Annotated in this window: 10 protein-coding genes; 1 reads left to right on the top strand and 9 read right to left on the bottom strand. The window is 40.4% G+C overall.

Annotation, left to right across the window (positions count from 1 at the left end):
* Positions 1 to 2 precede the first annotated feature (2 nt).
* The 7 genes from porM to J4N24_RS11865 all read right to left on the bottom strand — a co-directional run bounded on the left by porM (position 3) and on the right by J4N24_RS11865 (position 9485).
* Positions 3 to 1523, bottom strand: a complete 1521-nt coding sequence (gene porM / locus J4N24_RS11895; RefSeq protein ID WP_207533900.1) for a type IX secretion system motor protein PorM/GldM — start codon at positions 1521 to 1523, stop codon at positions 3 to 5.
* Positions 1524 to 1584: 61 nt separating this feature from the next.
* Positions 1585 to 2391 (bottom strand): type IX secretion system motor protein PorL/GldL, encoded by an 807-nt coding sequence (gene porL / locus J4N24_RS11890; RefSeq protein WP_207533899.1) that lies wholly within the window; start codon positions 2389 to 2391, stop codon positions 1585 to 1587.
* Positions 2392 to 2448: 57 nt separating this feature from the next.
* A complete protein-coding gene (porK, locus tag J4N24_RS11885) occupies positions 2449 to 3774 on the bottom strand; it encodes a T9SS ring complex lipoprotein PorK/GldK (RefSeq protein WP_207533898.1) in 1326 nt (441 codons plus the stop codon).
* A gap of 333 nt (positions 3775 to 4107) precedes the next feature.
* A complete protein-coding gene (locus tag J4N24_RS11880; RefSeq protein WP_207533897.1) occupies positions 4108 to 4875 on the bottom strand; it encodes a uroporphyrinogen-III synthase in 768 nt (255 codons plus the stop codon).
* A gap of 8 nt (positions 4876 to 4883) precedes the next feature.
* Positions 4884 to 5900, bottom strand: coding sequence for a DUF4271 domain-containing protein (locus tag J4N24_RS11875; protein ID WP_207533896.1), 1017 nt, complete (start codon positions 5898 to 5900; stop codon positions 4884 to 4886).
* Positions 5900 to 7555 carry a BamA/TamA family outer membrane protein gene (locus J4N24_RS11870; protein WP_207533895.1) on the bottom strand — a complete coding sequence of 552 codons (1656 nt, stop codon included), beginning with the start codon at positions 7553 to 7555 and terminating at the stop codon, positions 5900 to 5902. The genes J4N24_RS11875 and J4N24_RS11870 overlap by 1 nt, the downstream gene beginning before the upstream one ends.
* A gap of 139 nt (positions 7556 to 7694) precedes the next feature.
* Positions 7695 to 9485 carry a PAS domain-containing protein gene (locus tag J4N24_RS11865; RefSeq protein ID WP_207533894.1) on the bottom strand — a complete coding sequence of 597 codons (1791 nt, stop codon included), beginning with the start codon at positions 9483 to 9485 and terminating at the stop codon, positions 7695 to 7697.
* Between the two features lie 203 nt (positions 9486 to 9688).
* Here J4N24_RS11865 and J4N24_RS11860 point away from each other — a divergent pair, with 203 nt between their 5' ends.
* The gene (locus J4N24_RS11860; RefSeq protein ID WP_207533893.1) at positions 9689 to 9916 is read left to right on the top strand and encodes a hypothetical protein; all 228 of its coding nucleotides are present in this window, start codon (positions 9689 to 9691) and stop codon (positions 9914 to 9916) included.
* Positions 9917 to 10448: 532 nt separating this feature from the next.
* Here J4N24_RS11860 and J4N24_RS11855 read toward each other — a convergent pair.
* Both J4N24_RS11855 and J4N24_RS11850 read right to left on the bottom strand, forming a co-directional pair.
* Positions 10449 to 11468, bottom strand: a complete 1020-nt coding sequence (locus J4N24_RS11855; protein ID WP_369806227.1) for a PorP/SprF family type IX secretion system membrane protein — start codon at positions 11466 to 11468, stop codon at positions 10449 to 10451.
* 16 nt (positions 11469 to 11484) lie between these two features.
* A complete protein-coding gene (locus J4N24_RS11850; RefSeq protein WP_207533892.1) occupies positions 11485 to 18087 on the bottom strand; it encodes a CLIPPER-2 domain-containing protein in 6603 nt (2200 codons plus the stop codon).
* Positions 18088 to 18130 lie beyond the last annotated feature (43 nt).

Raw genomic sequence — 18130 nt, 5'->3', positions numbered from 1 at the left:
TTTTAGTTTGCACTTAATGCGATTGAATTTAATTGACGTTGTGAACCATCCGGACCAACTGCAACAATACCATCGAAGATAACTTTAGATCCAGGGGTGATAGTGTTGATAGCAGACTGCATAGCTCCGCTCAAAGTATTTCCAGATGTCTGTAATACGACAGCGTCTGCCCTAGGTTTCACGATTATTAGATTAAATCTGGTTACAGAGAAGTTAGCGTCAAACTCAAATCCTTCTAGTACTGCAAAAACTTTATTTTGAGCTTTAATCGCAACCGTAGGTAAGCTACCACCGGTTTTACCACCAAACTTTGCAACCGGGTCAGGAATACGTTTCACACGGAACCTTGAACTACCGATATTCTGGGTTTTTCCACCAATGTTAGCAGAAACGTTAACTGTAGCCTCTCCAGGAGAACTTACTTTTACAGTATAGCTGCCACCAGATCCTGAGATACTACCACCTGACATCGAAACATTAATGCTTTCTTTAGGAATACCAGGAGCCGATACAGAAACCGGGTTAGGAACTCCAATATAGAAAACGTTCATTTTGTCAGGAGACACAACAGCTGAAGGTCTTGCAACCTGATATTTTTGCTCAGGTGTCTCGTAATATTTGATCGATCCGTCAGTTTGTTTCACTGCAATCTTACCTTTCCAGGTAAACATACCTTCACGACCAGTGTTTACTGAATAAACGCCTCTTCCGTCTTTCACCTGTAAAGATGACCCATTTACAGAGATTGAAGGATTTGCCTTTGAATCATAAGCAGTTAAAAAAACTTCTGCAGTATAAGGCTGTCCCTGGATCAAGTAAGAAGTAGGAGCAACGGCTACGGCTGCGAATTTGTCAAGATTAACTACAGCCTGATCCATCTTACCAAAGATCTTCTTCACAACGTCAGACTCAGCGTTCTTAACGTCAGATTGCAATTTAGTAAGGATAGTCATCGCTGCAGTTAAAGGTGTACCTTCACCAAAATTAACCTCCGCCCAATCTTTGTTACCTTTTTCAGGATTTTTAGCTTCCAATGAAAAAGTAACGCTCTGACGTTCTTTGGCGTCTAACAGCGCCAGAAGCTTTTCTCTTGTCTCATTTACTTTTTTCTGAAGCTCTTCACCTTTTTTCTTATTTACCATAATACCAGGAGCGATATCAAGGTTAGAACGTTCAACCAGGTCTCCTGTCTCAGGGTCGATTCCCTGACCAGCAGTAGTAAACTCCTGTTTTAGTCCTTCAATGTAAGTATTAAGTTCTGCAGCAATGGATTGAGCTTGCTTAGCCTTCTCGTATAATGGTTTTGCACGAACCGGCTCCTCCTTCAACTTTGTTGCTTCAAAAGAGCTAAATAATTGCGTAACGCTTACATCAACGTTCTTCCGCGATGTTTCTAAACTATCGTTAATGTTTTTAAATGCATTTAATATAGTATCGGAAACGTTTAGTGCGAGCATAGCGAGCAATACCAAATACATGATATTGATCATCTTCTGCCTTGCTGTTTCTTTTCCTCCAGCCATTTTTTATTTCAAGCTTGTTTTTCTGAAAATTTAAATTAATAAAACCAATTTAAAATGCGCGTTAAACGCGAGGCTGATTCATTGCAGAAAGCATATTTCCGTAAACAGAGTTCAATGAAGCAAGGTTCTTAGCCAAACGGTTCACTTCATCTTTGAATTGTTTAGAATCGTCTAATGACTCATTGAAGTTTTGCATGGTCAAAGACAAGTTCTGATAGAATTTATTCATTGATTTCAAATGAGCACTTGAATCTTGTAACTCAAGTTCATAAACTGCATTTAATGCTGATAAATTCTTAGCAAGATTGTTTACCTGCTCATGATATGCTTTAGAATCAACATTCGTATTCGCCATTTCAGCCAGATTAGCTGTTGCTTTATCAAAAGCAGAGCTTAATTTATCAAAGCCCGCACCGGCAGTTTTAATTTTGTTAGAAAACTCAACTGTTGCCGCAGCAGCGTCAGCAGTATTAGAAATTGCAGCTACTTTATCACTGAAAGTACGTAAGCCAGTACCAAGGCTATTAATTAATTCAGGACCAATTTTAGCATCAGCTAACATTTTATCAAGAGCAGCAGTGTTTCCTGTTTCAACTTGTTGTTTTGGACGAATTGAAGCCTTAGGCAATTCTCCATCATAATCATCTGCTAATTCAGGATATACTCTGTGCCAAGCAGGATCTGGTTTTGGAGGGAAAAATCCTGTTAAGAAGAATAGAAATGCCTCTACACCAAGACCTGCACCAATCATAATGTTACCCCAAACCCCACCTAAGTGAAGGATTTTAAATAACGCACCAATAATTACAATGGTAGCTCCCCAGGAAATTGCAACGTGCAACCAATCGAATTTTTTCTTTCCAGCCATGTTTTTTTTTAAAAGAATTAAGGATAATATAAGTGTTATTTGTTATATGCTATTTTGCTAATGCTTGTCTCTGATGTCTCTTCCTGTGAACGCAGTTACACAACGGAAGCCGATGTAAGATTTTGCAGTATCTTGGTATTCGTAAGATTTAGTAGAGTTTTGCAGAAAGTATCCGATATCTTTCCAGGATCCGCCTTTAATAACCTTCCTTTTTAAAACCTCTGGATCATTTGCCTTAGCTTCGTAGTAAAAAGTCGGACTTAAATCGTGAGTAAAGGTTGATGATGATTCATCGTATGCTGAAGACGTCCATTCTGCTACGTTACCTGCCATATTGTACAAGCCGAAATCATTAGGAAAGTAAGATTTAACATTTACCGTGTAAGCTCCACCATCATCAATATAGTTACCCCTACCTGGCTTAAAGTTTGCCATCAAACAGCCTTTTGCATTCCTGATATAAGGACCTCCCCATGGATAATCATTTCCGATCCTTCCTCCGCGAGCTGCGTATTCAAATTCTGCTTCTGAGGGCAGTGAAAAAGGTAATCGGCTCAATCTTGGCATACCTTTACTCTGAGCGTAATTAGCATAGAGATTTGTACGCCATACAGTGAACGCTCGTGCTTGTCGCCAGGTAACACCTACAACAGGATACTCTGCAAATGCAGGGTGAGAGAAATAGCCTTCTACCAACGGTTCGTTCTGAGCATAAGAAAAATCTGCCAGCCAAACCAGAGTATCCGGATAGATGGCTACAGTATCTCTATAAATATTATCTGAACGTTTTCTATTCTTATCTCCTCTATGATTAGCAGCTTCTCTTTGAAGCATTATTGCAAAGTCATATTTTAGCAGACGCACATCAACTTCATTTCTACCGAAGATCTTGTCTTCTCCCTGGTAGTACATGTTCTGTAACTTAGAAGCATTAGTATTGCCCTTCTTTTTACTACCCCATATGGTAGCACCGTTACCAACCTTTTTCCAATCAATGTATTTAGTACCATCAGCGTTAGCGGTTGCACCCTTACCTTTTGATTTGATGTAAAATTGATCATCTTTCAGGTAATCGGTGATTGCTATAGAATCTCTTACCCAGTTAACAAACTGATGATACTCACTATTAGTTATCTCAGTTTCGTCCATAAAGAATGCCGGTATTGTAACCTGCTTATTTTGGGCTATCTGAGCAAAAGTTATATCCTGATCGGTTTGACCCATCACAAAAGTTCCTGCTGGTACATAAACCATACCCAAAGGAATTTGTGTTGTAGGAAGCCGCTTTTGACGTACTCCCACCAATTCTCCATTACTTGCTCTCCCGCACCCACTTACTGCCGCCATTATCACAGCAAGAGCTATAAAGTAAATTTTTCTCATTGTCACTTAGATAGTATACCTTGCAAAAAACGTTTCTAATATATTGAAAAAACTTATCTACAACCTAAATTTTTAACTTCAGCGCTAGTAAACACTGTTCTCAATATACTTATCACCGTAATGCACAAGTACCACCTGTTACGAGGTTGTGCGATGCAAAGTTTCTTGAATTTTACTTTTTTTATTAATAACATCTTTATCCTTAAGTGTTAAAGATATAAAACTTGAAATAAGAGCCGAAAAAAAAAGACTATTAAACGTTGAGAATGAGCCTGTAATGCAAATAGCCCTACAAGTAGAGCTATTTGAAATAAGTATTACTTAAAAGAAATTTTATTTATTAACCAACTTAATATACTGCTCAATAGCCATAGTCATGCTAGGAGCATTTGGTGTAGGTGCCGGAATATCAACAATAAGCTCTCTTTCTGCTATTGCCTTTTGAGTGCTGGCCCCAAATGCAGCTATACGAGTATTATTCTGCTCAAAATCAGGAAAGTTCTTATACAGAGACTGAATGCTGGAAGGACTGAAAAAAGCGATGACATCATAAAAGACCTCTCTCAGGTCAGACAGGTCACTACAAACAGTTCTAAATAATACAGCCGGAGTGAAATTGTATCCGTTTTCCTGAAGGAATTTTTGAGTTTCCTCCGCTGCTACATCTGAGCAAGGATACAGGAAACGCTCGGAAGCATGCTTCTTTAGAACTTCAGCTAAATCAGCTGCCGTTTGCTTTCCAAAAAATATCTTTCTCTTACGATATTGGATATACTTCTGAAGATACAGCGCAATTGTTTCAGACAAGCAAAAGTACTTTAGCTCCGAGGGTACCTCATATCTCATTTCTTCGCAAATGCGAAAAAAGTGATCAGCTGCGTTACGGCTAGTGAAAATCACTGCGGTAAAATCAGGAAGATTAATTTTCTCTTTCCTGAACTCTTTTGCCGGCACACCCTCAACGTGTATAAAAGAGCGGAAATCTACCTTCACATTATATTTCTTTGCAAGATCATAATAAGGAGATTTTTCAGTATCCGGTTTAGGAAGGGTTACTAGGATACTTTTTACTTTCTTTTTTCTTGCATCAATTGATTGCATACTGTCCTTTAGAATCTAAGAGCTTTAATTAGTACTAATAATGGGCAAATTTCGAGGGCACAAAGATAGATAAATAAATAGATTAAAGGAAACTTGTAGTTAGATAAAATATTTGTGATAGCCCTGAGAAATTGAAAAAAGTAAATAAGTATCAGCAATATAAGTGATACGTAGATATAAATAATACCGAATCGCCCTGCTGTGAGACTTAAAGCAATAACCACCGGTAAAAAAAGCAGGCCAGCGTTAAAATAAGTCAGAAACAAAATTGAAATATATTCACTTGCGATTTTCTCACCCTTGAATATAAAACCCAGACATTTAATCAGCAATACTTTCAAGGTGTAAAAAGCGATCACCATAACTGATAGCCGCAAGAACCAGTTTACTCCTACATAATCGTACGACAACTGGTAATACCGGCAGCACTGGTATAAGAACATGCCTATGATAAAGCCAAACAATAAATACAGGAATACAAAAGGCCATGAGCTGAAAAATTGCTCTTCCTTATTGATCTGACCAAGGATCCTGTTGCTGTAGAATGCGTGTATAATGGATGTCGACTCTTTTGTAAACCGGCTTTTAAGTATCGCAAAGAATACCAGGAGGATAAATAAGAATCCAATCACCCAGAGATCTCCCTTCTTCTTCAACTTCCCTTCGTCGTATTTCTGTATCTTTTTGGGAAACCTTGAGGCCCACTCCTTAAAGTTAAAGTCTTTAACAAGATATAACTTAAGCAGGCTGTCAACAAACCTGTTTGGTCTCTCCGGGTCAGGCCTTTTGATATTAACCATTGCCAGTGAATCGCCCACTGCCCGTATTGAGTCTTCTACCCTTCTGATCGAGTCTTTACGTTCCAGCCACCGCGCCAGATAGGCAGAATCCCTGAAAACGAACCTTCGACCTGAGGGGGCTTGCGGAGCCTGCTCAGAGGTACGTTGAAGAGAATCAGTTTGAGCTGAGATCTTAAAGACGCTAAGAACAATCAACAGAAACAGTACAATAACCTTTTTAAACATTAGAACAAAGTAACCAGGCCGAAGTGAATTTTTCCGCTTTGCAAATTTAGTGGATTATCTTTTTGATTTCCTAAAGCGTAACTGAGGGAAAATAATCCTGTTTTAACCCGTAGGTTAATACCCGCCCCAAAACCAAGGGGATAATCTTTAGTAGCAGACGAAACAGTCGACCTCCTTAAAATTCCCTGATTGATAAACGCAAACAGATAAGAAGTATTTTCAACCAGTAACCGATATTCGGCATTGAAATAGGAATAAGAGCTAGCCAGTAACGATTGCTCGTTAAATCCCCTCAGGCTGCTAAAACCTCCTATCCTGTAGAGCTCGTTATCAAAAAGATTCTTCCCTATCAGAATACCGGTTTCATTGTTAAACCTGAAAATGCTTCTCACCGAAATAGGGTAATAAGTATCTGTCCTTGAGTTTATTCTATACTGCCTGCTCACCCTATTTACATTATCAAAACCAGTCGACATGCCTGTAACTCTTCGTTTACCTGACTCTAAACTCAAAGTGAAAGACATTCCCCGGGTAGGTGAAATGGTCGAGTTCAGGCTTTGATGTAAGAAACCCAAGCCATAGGTAGTTGAACCAGTATTGCCAAAACTAGAAGAAGAGTTATTTACCGTATCTGCATCTATTGTTGAACCCGACCGATTTTGGAGAAGTAGTGATATACTGCCACCCGGTAGTCTGTAATTGAAAGAGGCCCGTGAATGGATGTTTTGAAAATCAACTCCTTGTTTATACAAATCAAAACCTAAAGCCAGCCCGAAAGGCGTAGAAAACAGCTCGCTGAGATGAAGTCCCAGGTTCAGCTCTTTACTCTTCTGAGGCAATCCTTTATAGTTGAAATCGAATTGCTCTGCTCTTCCGAAAGGATTCTGCAAATAAAGCTTCAAGTCTCCTACAAACTTAAGCCTGCCAGAATTATCATCGGGTAAAAAACCTAACACTCCATCAAATTGATTGGTTGATTGCTTCTCCAAAAATAAAGTAACCCGGGCTTTATTACCTGAAAACTTTAACATAGGAGACTTTACAGACCTTATAAATGGTAAGTTCTTCAGGCGATCTTCCATTCTATCCATAGAGCTTTGACGAAAAGCTTCCCCTTGTTTCACATCTAAAAAAGATTCAAGATACCGTCGTGACACTTTTGAATCTCCCGCTATCTGCAAAGAATCGAAAACAACAAAGTTACCCCTCTCTACCCGCAAAGCGCCTGCAAGTGTTGACACTCCCAATTGTACGCTGTCTAGCCTTAGTATAGCAAAAGGATATCCTCGTTCAGAATAAACCATTACCAGTTTTTGGAACAACTTTTCCAAATCATCAGGAATAAAATTAACCTTCTGAAAGTCCTTGTCAGAATAACCCGCCTGGGTAAGATAATTTGCTGGTATATTACCTCTGGAAATCCTGGTGATCTGAAAAATGTTATTGGGAGTAATCGCAGCAATCACCTTCCTGTTGTTCCATTCAACTTTACTTACCTCTGCCATTAAATATCCCTCTCCTCTCACTTCAGCTAATACCTCCTGGATCTTTCTTACTACTGAAGCACTATCTGATAATGATAACTCTCCAATTTTACTTAAAAGCCGAAACCCGGGATCATTGCTTTTAAAGCTGAGGGAATAGGTTTGAGACATCAGCAAAGGCTGAGAAACGAAGAATAGAAGAAGCAAACATATAAATCGCTTCGATCCTTTAATGGTGTACAATAAGCAGATTTTCAAGTCTTGCCAATTCAAGCCTAATAATAAAGATTTTTGCTATAAATAATAGAAATCAATGATAGGTTTTACGCGCAATCTGACGCGTAATCTCATCGAGCTCGCAGCCGCTTAGCTCCAGAAGTTGAATAAGTTCTTTAAGATCACCATGCTCTGCTGCTTTTATCGTTTCTATTAAAGCCAGAATGTTAGCCAGCGGTTTCCGAATATAGTGTGAGTTGATACGGGCGATCTCCCTCAAAACATTATTTTGTTTAAGGATCTGCTGCTGATGTTCTTTAATCTCCGTATGGTCTTGCATAGCTCCACACATTCTGATAGGCTTACCCGAAGCGTTGCGCAAAATAAAACCAGCCTCCTTGATATGAGCATAAGAACCATCCGCTTTCAAAAAACGGTACTCCGCATTCCATAATCGATTTGTTGGGTTGCTCAGGCAGGTCTCTAATGAAGAAACTACTTCTGACAAGTCTTTAGGATGCACCTTTTCTTCCCACCATTCTAATCCTGTTACCGAATCCCGGTAGCCAAAAATTTTTTCCAGTCCTTCTCCCCAATAAAGTTCATCGCTTAATATATCCCAATCATAGATAGCGTCCTTTGAAGCTTGGGTTACGAGCTTATATCGCTGTATATTCATCTCTAGATACTCACGGGTCTGGTGGCTTTCGATAATTATCTGAGTAAATGTAGCAACACGTCTTATAAGCTCATCTTCTACCTCTGAGGGCGTTTTTTTATTATTATAAAATACCGCAACCGTTGCCAAAACGTCATCCTTCTGATTAACGATAGGATACGACCAGCAAGAAGCTATGCTATTTTCTCTGGCAAAATCTTTAAAGAGTTCGTTAGCATTAGAATAGTTTATATCGGGAATACCAGAACTTTTTTTATAATAAGCAGCTGTCGAACATGTACCCACAAAATCCGGAGCTATGGGAAACCCCTCCTGAAATAAGGCGATAAATCGGGGGACTTTAGGTGAAGACAAAGGAAAAATCAAACTTTGCTTCTTATTCACCAGGCTTACTGATAAACGCATTTCCGGGTAAACCTTCGTTAATTCACTAAGGTAGAAGTCGATGATGTGCTTTAGACTGAAATCAGAGATGGTATTCATCTTTAGTACACTCTTCTCCAGTTTTAGATTGAGCTCCTGTAATTTGCTGTCGCTAATATCTTTGAAGAAAATAGTCAGGTTATTCTCGAAAGGATAAGCCGAAACCTCGAACCAACGATTAATGGACCTGGTAAAACCAGCAACTTTAACATGAGTATTTTCACAAAAAGCTTTCTCGTAAGCTTTGAAAAAAATGCTTGCTTCCAGCCTGAAAAAGAGCTTCCGTAGGGAATGACCCTTAATTACTTTACCTTCCAGCTGAAGGAGCTCTACTGCTCTTTCATTATAATCTAAAATATTATACTCTCTGTCTACCAGTATGAAGCCATCGAGAAAATTTTCGCTAAGGTTCTTTATCCTGGACAAAGCAGCAATTTGAACTTCTGAATTTAATCGCTTTTCCTCTGTAATATCGCGGACGGAGGTATAGAAGAATTTATCTTCAGGATTAAAACTGCGGTGCCATGCTAGCCATCTGTATTTACCATCGGCATACCTAAACCTATTTTCTACTCTGGAAGAGATAGTATTGACATTTGATTGGAGAGCAGCAGGTAGACTATCTTCAGAATGAAGGAACGAAATAATAGGCTGAGAACAAAGTTCTTCTTCTGAATATCCTAATGCCCTTTGAAAAGCAGGATTAACAAGTTTGAAGTATCCGTCCAGGCCTTCTACACACAACATATCATTCGAAAAACGGAAAAACTTGTCTGCTTGCATCGCTAGGGCGTATCTTGGTTGTATTATCCTTTTCGTTTCTGTCCTAATCTGAAGTATAGAATTAGGACAAAGTCTAATTCTGGCAACCCGTGCTTACGCAGCGACCCATTTCAGGTTACAAATATTTGAACGGCAGGCTTTATATTCAATCATCACAGTGGATTATATAAAACAAGGGCACTCTTTGAAGTGTTGTTAGCCATATGGAAATATTCGACATCCAAATAATGCTTAAGGACGGGAGCCTGGCCCCTTATCAAGTTCAAAACGAGCGTGATTCTGATATATTTAAAGTATTTGAACAAGAGAAACATGTTGCAAGCTTTACGGCATCCAGAGATGGAAGCTGGAATTTAAATGAAAATCCGGGAAACATTGACGAAGATCTTGAGCATCGGCTCGTTAATCAATTGAACGGCTTAAGATATTAACTCACGAAGCAGCGTAACTAGCGTAATTGCAAGATACTGGCAGGCTTCCTAAGCTTCAATGGAATTCTTATCAGAGCATGATCTTCTGGGACTTTCTACAAGGATAGGAAGCCGGCGGTCTTCCATTTTTAATTTTAAAGAAACATCCAAAGATAAGAACGCTTCATAGCTTGCCTAAGTTTTAACCCTATCTGAACCATATCTTCACCGTATTTTGACCGACTCTCGTTCGACTCGAGTGGTACAAAATACTAACAAAGAAGCCTTCACATACATTTCGTACAGGTTAAATAAGACCTTATATTATCCATGATGTACTGGGCCTTTCTACTGGCGGACAATCCAACGATGGTTAGAGAGAGCTTCGCGCCTGATTGAGAGACCCAATCGAAAAATTACTAGTTCTCCTGGAAAGATGGAGATGGAAAGTTAGAATATGCGAAAAGCCTATTGAATAAAGTGGCAGTAAAGGCGGCCTTTATCCAATGGGCTCTTTTGAGATTATAAGGCTTTCACCTCGATATGAAGGAGTTTAAAAATACCTGGGACTTAGCGATCGGAAAATCCTTCTTGGGAAAGTAATACCCAGGGTAATTTCATGCGAACCGTTTTGAATTTTACTCAATTCATTTAAGTTGTAATCGTAAGAATATCCCAATCTCAGATTATCAATAAGAAAGAGTTGAGCCACCGCTGAAACAGAGTTCGTCTCACTTAGGCTCTGGTTCTTAGCATAATCTTTTTCCCAAAGTTTTAAACCTTGGCGGTAAGAGCCACCGATCCAGAACCTATCCCGGAAAATAAACATAGAATTTATATCAAGACTTGTAGGTCCTTTAAAGTCCTCCTTAATCAAAACGCTAGGCCGGATCTTAATGTCTTCATTTATCCCTAAAACAGTACCTGCAATAAAATAGAGATGTTTATCATGCTTTATTACAGCCGCGTTGTCGGTCTCGTTACCCATTAATTTGGATGCAAAGTCAAAATCAGCGAAGATATCCATTAAAGATATTCCAACATATGCTTTATTACTGGAATAATAAATTCCAAAGCGAGCATCAGGTATAAAGCTATGAGTAGTTCCCTGCGACACGTATGAATCGGTACCATCAATAGCACTCAACTTGTTGTAATCAAGTCCGTATTGAGACAAACCAACTCCTAAACCGAAAGCAAGACGGCTTGATCCCTCATCATTTAATTGCAGACGGTAAGAGTAATTGACATAAGCAGAGTTAGCACTTTGGGGTCCCAGCTTGTCGGACGTAAGTTGAAGACCTATGCCCATCCTCTTTGTTTCCGGGTCAATCAAACCATCGATGGATACCTGGCCAGTCTTAGGCGCATCTTCAATTCCCATCCACTGAGCCCGCAGTCCCATTTGCCCAAACCACTCCTCCTTGTAACCAGCATAAGCAGGATTTACACTTAAAGAATTAAAAATATATTGAGTAAACTGAATGTTCTGCTGTGCTTTTACATTATCAATGGCAAAAACCAGCACTGCAGCTGCAGTTAAAACAATTCTGACAATAGTTTTATTTATCACCTCTAATTCCTCCCAATTAACGTTTTATTAGAACCCATCCTTTTTTAACATCAGTATTGCTACCCTTTTTCAGCTTAACCACAAAATAGTACGTACCGGCGTTTAGTCCCTCACCTGTCCATGTGCTTTGATAGTTGGGGTTCCTGTACACTTCATTTCCCCAGCGATTGTATATAGTAAGATCAGCGCTGTCATAATCTTCTGCTCCTACGATCACAAAAGTGTCATTCTTACCGTCACCATTCGGCGTAAATACATTTGGAAGAATATATCCAATTACCTTGATGCTGACTAGCGCAACATTAGTGATGTTCCCCATGTCATCCTTTACCTGATAAGTGAATTGATCCCTGCCAATGTACCCTCCTTCAGGCGTATAGGTAACAGAACCGTCAGGATTTACCTTAAGGGTTCCGTGAGTTGGGTTTGCAACAATTACCACTGAGGCAGGGTCAAGCTTAAGACTTTCGTCGCTCGTGTCGTTATCAAGGATCTTAATTATAAGATCTCTCGAGTTCTCTACTTCTCCATGATCAGCTACTGCAACAGGATCATCGATTCCTACTTTAACCTCTGTTGGATCACCAATTACCGGAGTAAGCGGATTATCTGAAGGAACAGGTGCCAGCGAGGGACCTGTTGGAGGGGTACCTGTAGCATAAGCTATATTAGAAACCTTTCTTGCATCAATATCTGCCTGAGTAACAATATGAGCAGCAGTGATAGCCGTGGAAGTAGCTCCCGGAGCTAGCGAGGCAATAACGCCTGGGGATGAAATTGCTGCATTCGGATCTGTCACGGTCACATTTGTTAGAGTAACATTTCCGGTATTGGTAACCTTAATAAGGTAATTAATAGAGGATCCCAGGATATAAGGGCCTTTTCCTGTGATCTCTTTTGTCACACTTATTGATGGAGTTGGATCAATAGTGATATCTGTTGGTTCCGTTGCCGGCGTAGAAAGATCTGAATCAGAAGGCTGAACTACAGGAGGGCCTACCGGAGGTGTACCTGTTGCAACGGCTACATTACTAATCTTACCCGCGTCGATATCCGCCTGAGTAATAGTATAAGTTGTTGTAATCACCGACGTGGCTCCTACTGCCAGACTTGCTATCGTTCCTCCTGAGGAGATCGGTGCCTTTAGGTCCTCTACCTTTACTGGAGAAAGCGTAACATTTCCGGTATTCTTGATCTCAATCTCGTAAGTGATTACGGAACCAAGCTTATTTCCATTAGTCGAGCTTTTAACCTTCTTGAATACCGATAGTTTAGGATCGGCGCTAATGATCGTCTCAGTTGGTTCGAGCACAGGTGTGCTAAGATCTGAATCTGATGCTTGATTAATAGCAGGGCCTGTTGGAGGTGTTGCTACAGCTAAGGCAACATTACTAACCTTCCCAGCGTCTACATCCTCTTGCTTGATGGTATAGGTAGTAGAAAGTATGACTGATGCACCCGGGTCCAGCTTTGCGATGGTGCCTCCCGAAGCGATAGGAGCTTTCGAATCGGTTACGGTAACCTGTGAAAGTGTAACATTTCCAGTATTCTTAACTTCTATTTCGTAGCTAATCACAGAACCAACCTTTGTTCCATTACTTAAACTTTTCACGGTCTTATGCAGGGAAATCTGGGGATCAGAAGGTATTATGGTTTCGGTCGGCTCGAGAACGGACGTAAGAAGATCCGCGTCGGATAGTTGACGAATTGCAGGGCCTGTTGGAGGTGTACCAACTGCAACAGCAACGTTGCTTATTTTACCAGCATCAATATCTGCTTGTGTTATGGTATAGGTGGTGGTGATCAGCGGCATACTTGCTCCAACAGATAGGCTCGCTAGCGTTCCTCCTGATGTTATCGGTGCTTTATCATCGGTTACCTGAACTTGTGTAAGACCCACATTACCGGTATTCTTAACCAATATTTCATAGGTTATTACTGATCCAGCCTTTAACCCATCACTTAAGCCTTTTACCCTCTTTAAGACAGATAACCTGGGATCTGGAGTAATTACCGTTTCGGTAGGTTCAGTTGCAGGGGTAGAAAGATCTGAATCTGAAGGCTGACTAATTGCTGGTCCGCTTGGAGGAGTACCAACTGCCAATGCCACATTACTTACTTTACCGGCATCTATATCAGACTGCGTTATGGTATAAGTGGTTGTAATGAGTGGCATGCTCGCTCCTACAGCCAGCGAGGCAACTGCATCTCCTGATGTTATCGGAGCTTTATCATCAGTAACCTTTACTGAAGAAAGGGTAACATTGCCTACGTTCTTAACGGCAATCTCATAAGTAATTACTGAGCCTAGTGATACACCGTTACTTAAACTCTTTACCCTTTTGTATACCTGTAACTTTGGTTCAGGGGTAATAGTTACGTCTGTCGGCTCGAGAGGAACTGTATTAAGATCTGCATCAGAGAATTGTTCGACAATCGCTCCTACCGGTGGCTTTCCTACGGCTTTTGCTACGTTAGTGATCTTTCCCGCATCTACATCTGCCTGGGTAATAGTATAAGTAGTTGACACAACAACGGTTTCTCCTACTTCAAGGCTTGCAATCGTTCCTCCCGACACTATCGGTGCCTTGCTGTCTGTTACGGTAACAGGAGAAAGGGTAACATTACCGGTATTCTTTACTTCAATATCGTAAGTGATGACAGAGTTTACTTTTGTGCCATCGCTATAGCTCTTTACCTTTTTGAATACAGTTAATTTAGGCTCAGGAGCAATTATAATATCAGTAGGCTCATCAGGAGTAACATTTGAAAGATCTGCATCTGATACTTGTTCTACCGGAGTTCCAACAGGTGGTGTACCAATGGCTTTAGCAACATTGCTGATCTTTCCTGCATCGATATCTGCTTGCGTGATGGTATAAGTAGTTGTAACAATCTCAGTTTTTCCTACTTCCAGCTTTGCAATAGTGCCGCCAGTTGTTATTGGAGCTTTAGGATCTTCTACTTTAACGGGAGCGAGAGTAACATTTCCAGTATTCGTTACTGCAATCTCGTAAGTAATTACAGACCCTAATTGTGTTCCGTTAGTCTGTCCTTTTACTTTCTTTTCTACAGCAAGCTTAGGTTGGGCAGTGATGGTAGTTTCGGTCGGCTCAAATGCTGGCGTTTTTAAGTTCGCATCGGATACCTGTTCAATTGTTTTCAAGTCCGGAAGGGTACCTTTAGCCACTGCCACATTACTTACTTTCCCTGCGTCTACGTCTGTCTGGGTTATGGCATAGCTGGTAGTGATTATACTTGCAGTTGCGCCCGGAGCTAGACTCGCTATCGTTTCACCAGAAGTTATAGGCGCTTTGTCATCTCTTACTACTATAGGAGCAAGCGTTACAGTACCGGTGTTTTTCACCTTAATTTCGTAACTGATCACAGAACCAGCTTTTGTACCGTCGCTTAAGTTTGAAACAGTTTTTTCGACTTGAAGGTCAGCAACACTGATCGTTACAGTTATTTCATCAGATTCGACTCCATCGCTGGTGACCAGTTTGTACCCGTAGGTATCAGTACCAGCATAGTTGGCGTTAGGAGTATATTCAATTGTACCTGTGGAATTACTTATGATCCGAGGCGTGCCATTTAAAGGGTTTTTCGTAATGACAATTGTAGTTCCGGTTCCACTAGGTCCATCGTTCGTTTTTACATTTGTGGTTACGGAAGAGTTCTTTTGTACGTAGTCATTGTCTGCTGTTCCAACTGGTTTAACATTAATGGTTACGGTTATCGGATCTGAAACTACACCATCTTTAGCTAAAGTGTAGGTGTAAGTGTCTTTACCTATGAAGGTTGAAGCTGGAGTGTATATTACTTTTCCCCCTTGGAATTTAGTGGTGCCTTGTTTAGTGGTTGGTGAAACTGCTTGAACAATAATTCCTGCAACACCTTTAGCCACATCATTGTCTAATACCGGAGTGGATTTAGGATTACCTATAGTTGTAATATCAGCATCAGGTGATCCTATCGGTTTCACATTGAGTGTAAAGGTTACAGGAGAAGATTTATCTTTCCCCCCATCAGCGGTTCCTCCATTGTCCTCCAGTACTACAGTTACCACTGCCTTGCCTGCAGCGCCTGGTGCTGGTTCGAAAGTAAGTTGACCTGCTAAAGTGAGCGCTGGCTGAGCGCTAAATAAGCCGGGATTATCATTTGTTAGATTGAACGCAATAAGACTTTGAGTAGATTCGTTCGGACCTGTGCTCATTCCTGTTGCCCATCCAGCTACAGTCTTAACTCCTGTATTCATATCCACAGCTTGGTCCTGACCTTTAGTAAATGCAGGAGGATCATTTACCGGTTTAACGTTGATCTTTACTAATGCGTTTGTTGTAGAATAAGCAGTCCCATCAGATGCTTTCCAGCTAAAGGAGATTTGATTGTCGCCAAAGAAATCTTTTGCAGGCTCAAACGTAAGTTTTACGATATCTGCCACTGCTATTTCCTGGTTTACGGTAATGGCAACTCCATCATACTTAAGAGTACCATTTGAAGGAAGAGAAGTGATCTGGATTTTGTTTAAAGCGTCATTATTGGTGTCTGTGTATTTATTTTGAAAATCAGCAAGAGTGAACGTGTAAGTGTTATCCTCAAGAATCTCTATCTGAAGATCATTAACCGTTGGAACTGTGTTTGAAATGGTTAAACTAACTACGGCATCAGTTGAATATTCAGTCCCATCGGTAGCTTGCCAGTTGAAGCTATCTGGATCGATAGAATTGGTATTAGGCACATAAGCTATTGTAGCAAGGTTTGCTGCAAGAATTTCATCACCGACGACAAGATTTACCATACCTGCACCCTTATCTCCTTTCAGTACTCCCTTTGCTGGCAACTTAGTTATCTTAATTTTGACCAGAGGGTCGTTGTTCGCGTCGCTATATTGAGGTGAAATATTAAATTTCGTATTGGTAAGAGGAGAAAGGGTCTTATTCTTAACGACTGTCTCAGAAGTCTTTTGAACAACAGGTTTGGTGTTAAGAAAGGTAAGGCTTACAGCAGCTACATTATCTGCCCAGTCCGTTCCGTTATATCCGTTCCACTCGAAGTTTACAGGACCAATGTAATTTATGGCAGGGACGAACTCGATACTTCCAACACTAGCCCAGGGAATAACCTGAAGATTGGTAATAGCCACCCCATTTAATCTTAACTCACCTGCTGCAGGAGCAGGGAGTGAACTAAAGCGTACAGAAGTAGGAGTCGCTAGAACATTGTTAACTTTAAATTTGGAACCAAAGTCAGTTTGGCTGAAAGTTATTTTAGTGTTTTTTTGAACTGGAGATTTGGCAATCGGGTCAACTGTTGGTTTAGGAGCAATTACTTTAGCTGTGATTGGTGCCTTATTTGACAACATCCCATAATTATCCTTAAATGTATATTCGGCTGTTACCTCACCAGTGTACCCGAGTGCTGGAGTAAAAGTAACTAAGCCATTAGCGTCAACAGCAAAAGTGCCTTTATTGACCACTTCAAATTTACTGTCAATGATATTAGTTGAAGGATCTAAGTCCACTGACCCTACTAAAAAGTCACCGTTTGTCGAATTTACTTTCGGGTTATCGTTATTTGAAATTATATTAAGTGATTTAGTCGTATTAATAAGTGTATTTATCTCATCCTGAACGGCTAATGGATTTTTCAAGCTACTTGCGGATGGAGTAATTAGCACGTTGCGAATTTCATGATTATTTCGTTGGTCACCCGTGGAGCCGGAAAAACCTCCTTTTAGCTCCAGAGGTATCCGACTATCTTCTATCTGATAAATAACATTATCCAAAACCTTGATCCAACGAGCATTGCTTCCTCCTATAAAAACTTCGGCATTAACATTAAACCCGGTATTGGTTCCTAAAAGCTTTTGAATATCTAAGCGTACTTTGCGATATTCAGGATCATTTTCACTAGTCGTTCTTTTATTGGTGGCAATATTAAAAAAATCTGCTGAAGGTAATCGATAAGTCGGGTTCGGGGTCGGTTGCGTATAATCATCTCCTGTTATTTTTCCACCAATAAAAGGATAAGCACTAGAACCAACTCTTTCCCCATTAGGTCCGACAGCCCCCCTAACGGAAATGCTTCCTCCTCCGTTCAAATTTCTGGTAGAATAGTCATTCCCATTTATATCTTTGAATCCGCCACTCTTATTCTCATTTGTAACACCAAAGTTCCCATACTCATCTATTCCTATAGCAAGAAAGCCACCCTTCATTCCCGGCTTCCCTAGCTTTTGAGAGTATCCTAACCCCCCACCAAACTGTCCTGCTTCAAAATCGCCAGAGGGTGCAAATAGAAAGAATGTGATTCCGTCAGCTTGGTTTCCTCCCCAGGTAAAAAACTCAAATTCGATTTTCAAGCCTTTTGCAACAGGAAAAGTTTGATCTATGTAGCAGTATCCAGTTTGGTTTATTGTATTATCAGTTAGTCGTAATACTCCAGCATTTAATGGGTCTCCGTTGTTACTGGTCAACTTAGCATCCCCGCCTAAGACAATTCCAGCAGTACTCGAAGTTTTAAAAGAATTATAATACGGGAATTCCTGCGCGGGTACGTCTCTATAGACAAATAGCGCAACAATCAATAAAGGCAGAAAAAGTAAACGTTTTTGCATCTGTGGTTTGCTTATGAAAGCTTTTTGCATTCCCGCGGCTATT

The organism is Desertivirga arenae (assembly GCF_017355785.1).
Classification (GTDB): domain Bacteria; phylum Bacteroidota; class Bacteroidia; order Sphingobacteriales; family Sphingobacteriaceae; genus Desertivirga; species Desertivirga arenae.
The sequence above is the reverse complement of the archived record's forward strand: the minus strand, read 5'-3'. Positions and strand labels throughout refer to the sequence as shown.

Coding starts and splice junctions, on each gene's coding strand:
- porM (WP_207533900.1), bottom strand. CDS start 1,523: ATGGCTGGAGGAAAAGAAACAGCAAGGCAGAAGATGATCAATATCATG.
- porL (WP_207533899.1), bottom strand. CDS start 2,391: ATGGCTGGAAAGAAAAAATTCGATTGGTTGCACGTTGCAATTTCCTGG.
- porK (WP_207533898.1), bottom strand. CDS start 3,774: ATGAGAAAAATTTACTTTATAGCTCTTGCTGTGATAATGGCGGCAGTA.
- J4N24_RS11880 (WP_207533897.1), bottom strand. CDS start 4,875: ATGCAATCAATTGATGCAAGAAAAAAGAAAGTAAAAAGTATCCTAGTA.
- J4N24_RS11875 (WP_207533896.1), bottom strand. CDS start 5,900: ATGTTTAAAAAGGTTATTGTACTGTTTCTGTTGATTGTTCTTAGCGTC.
- J4N24_RS11870 (WP_207533895.1), bottom strand. CDS start 7,555: ATGTCTCAAACCTATTCCCTCAGCTTTAAAAGCAATGATCCCGGGTTT.
- J4N24_RS11865 (WP_207533894.1), bottom strand. CDS start 9,485: ATGCAAGCAGACAAGTTTTTCCGTTTTTCGAATGATATGTTGTGTGTA.
- J4N24_RS11860 (WP_207533893.1), top strand. CDS start 9,689: ATGGAAATATTCGACATCCAAATAATGCTTAAGGACGGGAGCCTGGCC.
- J4N24_RS11850 (WP_207533892.1), bottom strand. CDS start 18,087: ATGCAAAAACGTTTACTTTTTCTGCCTTTATTGATTGTTGCGCTATTT.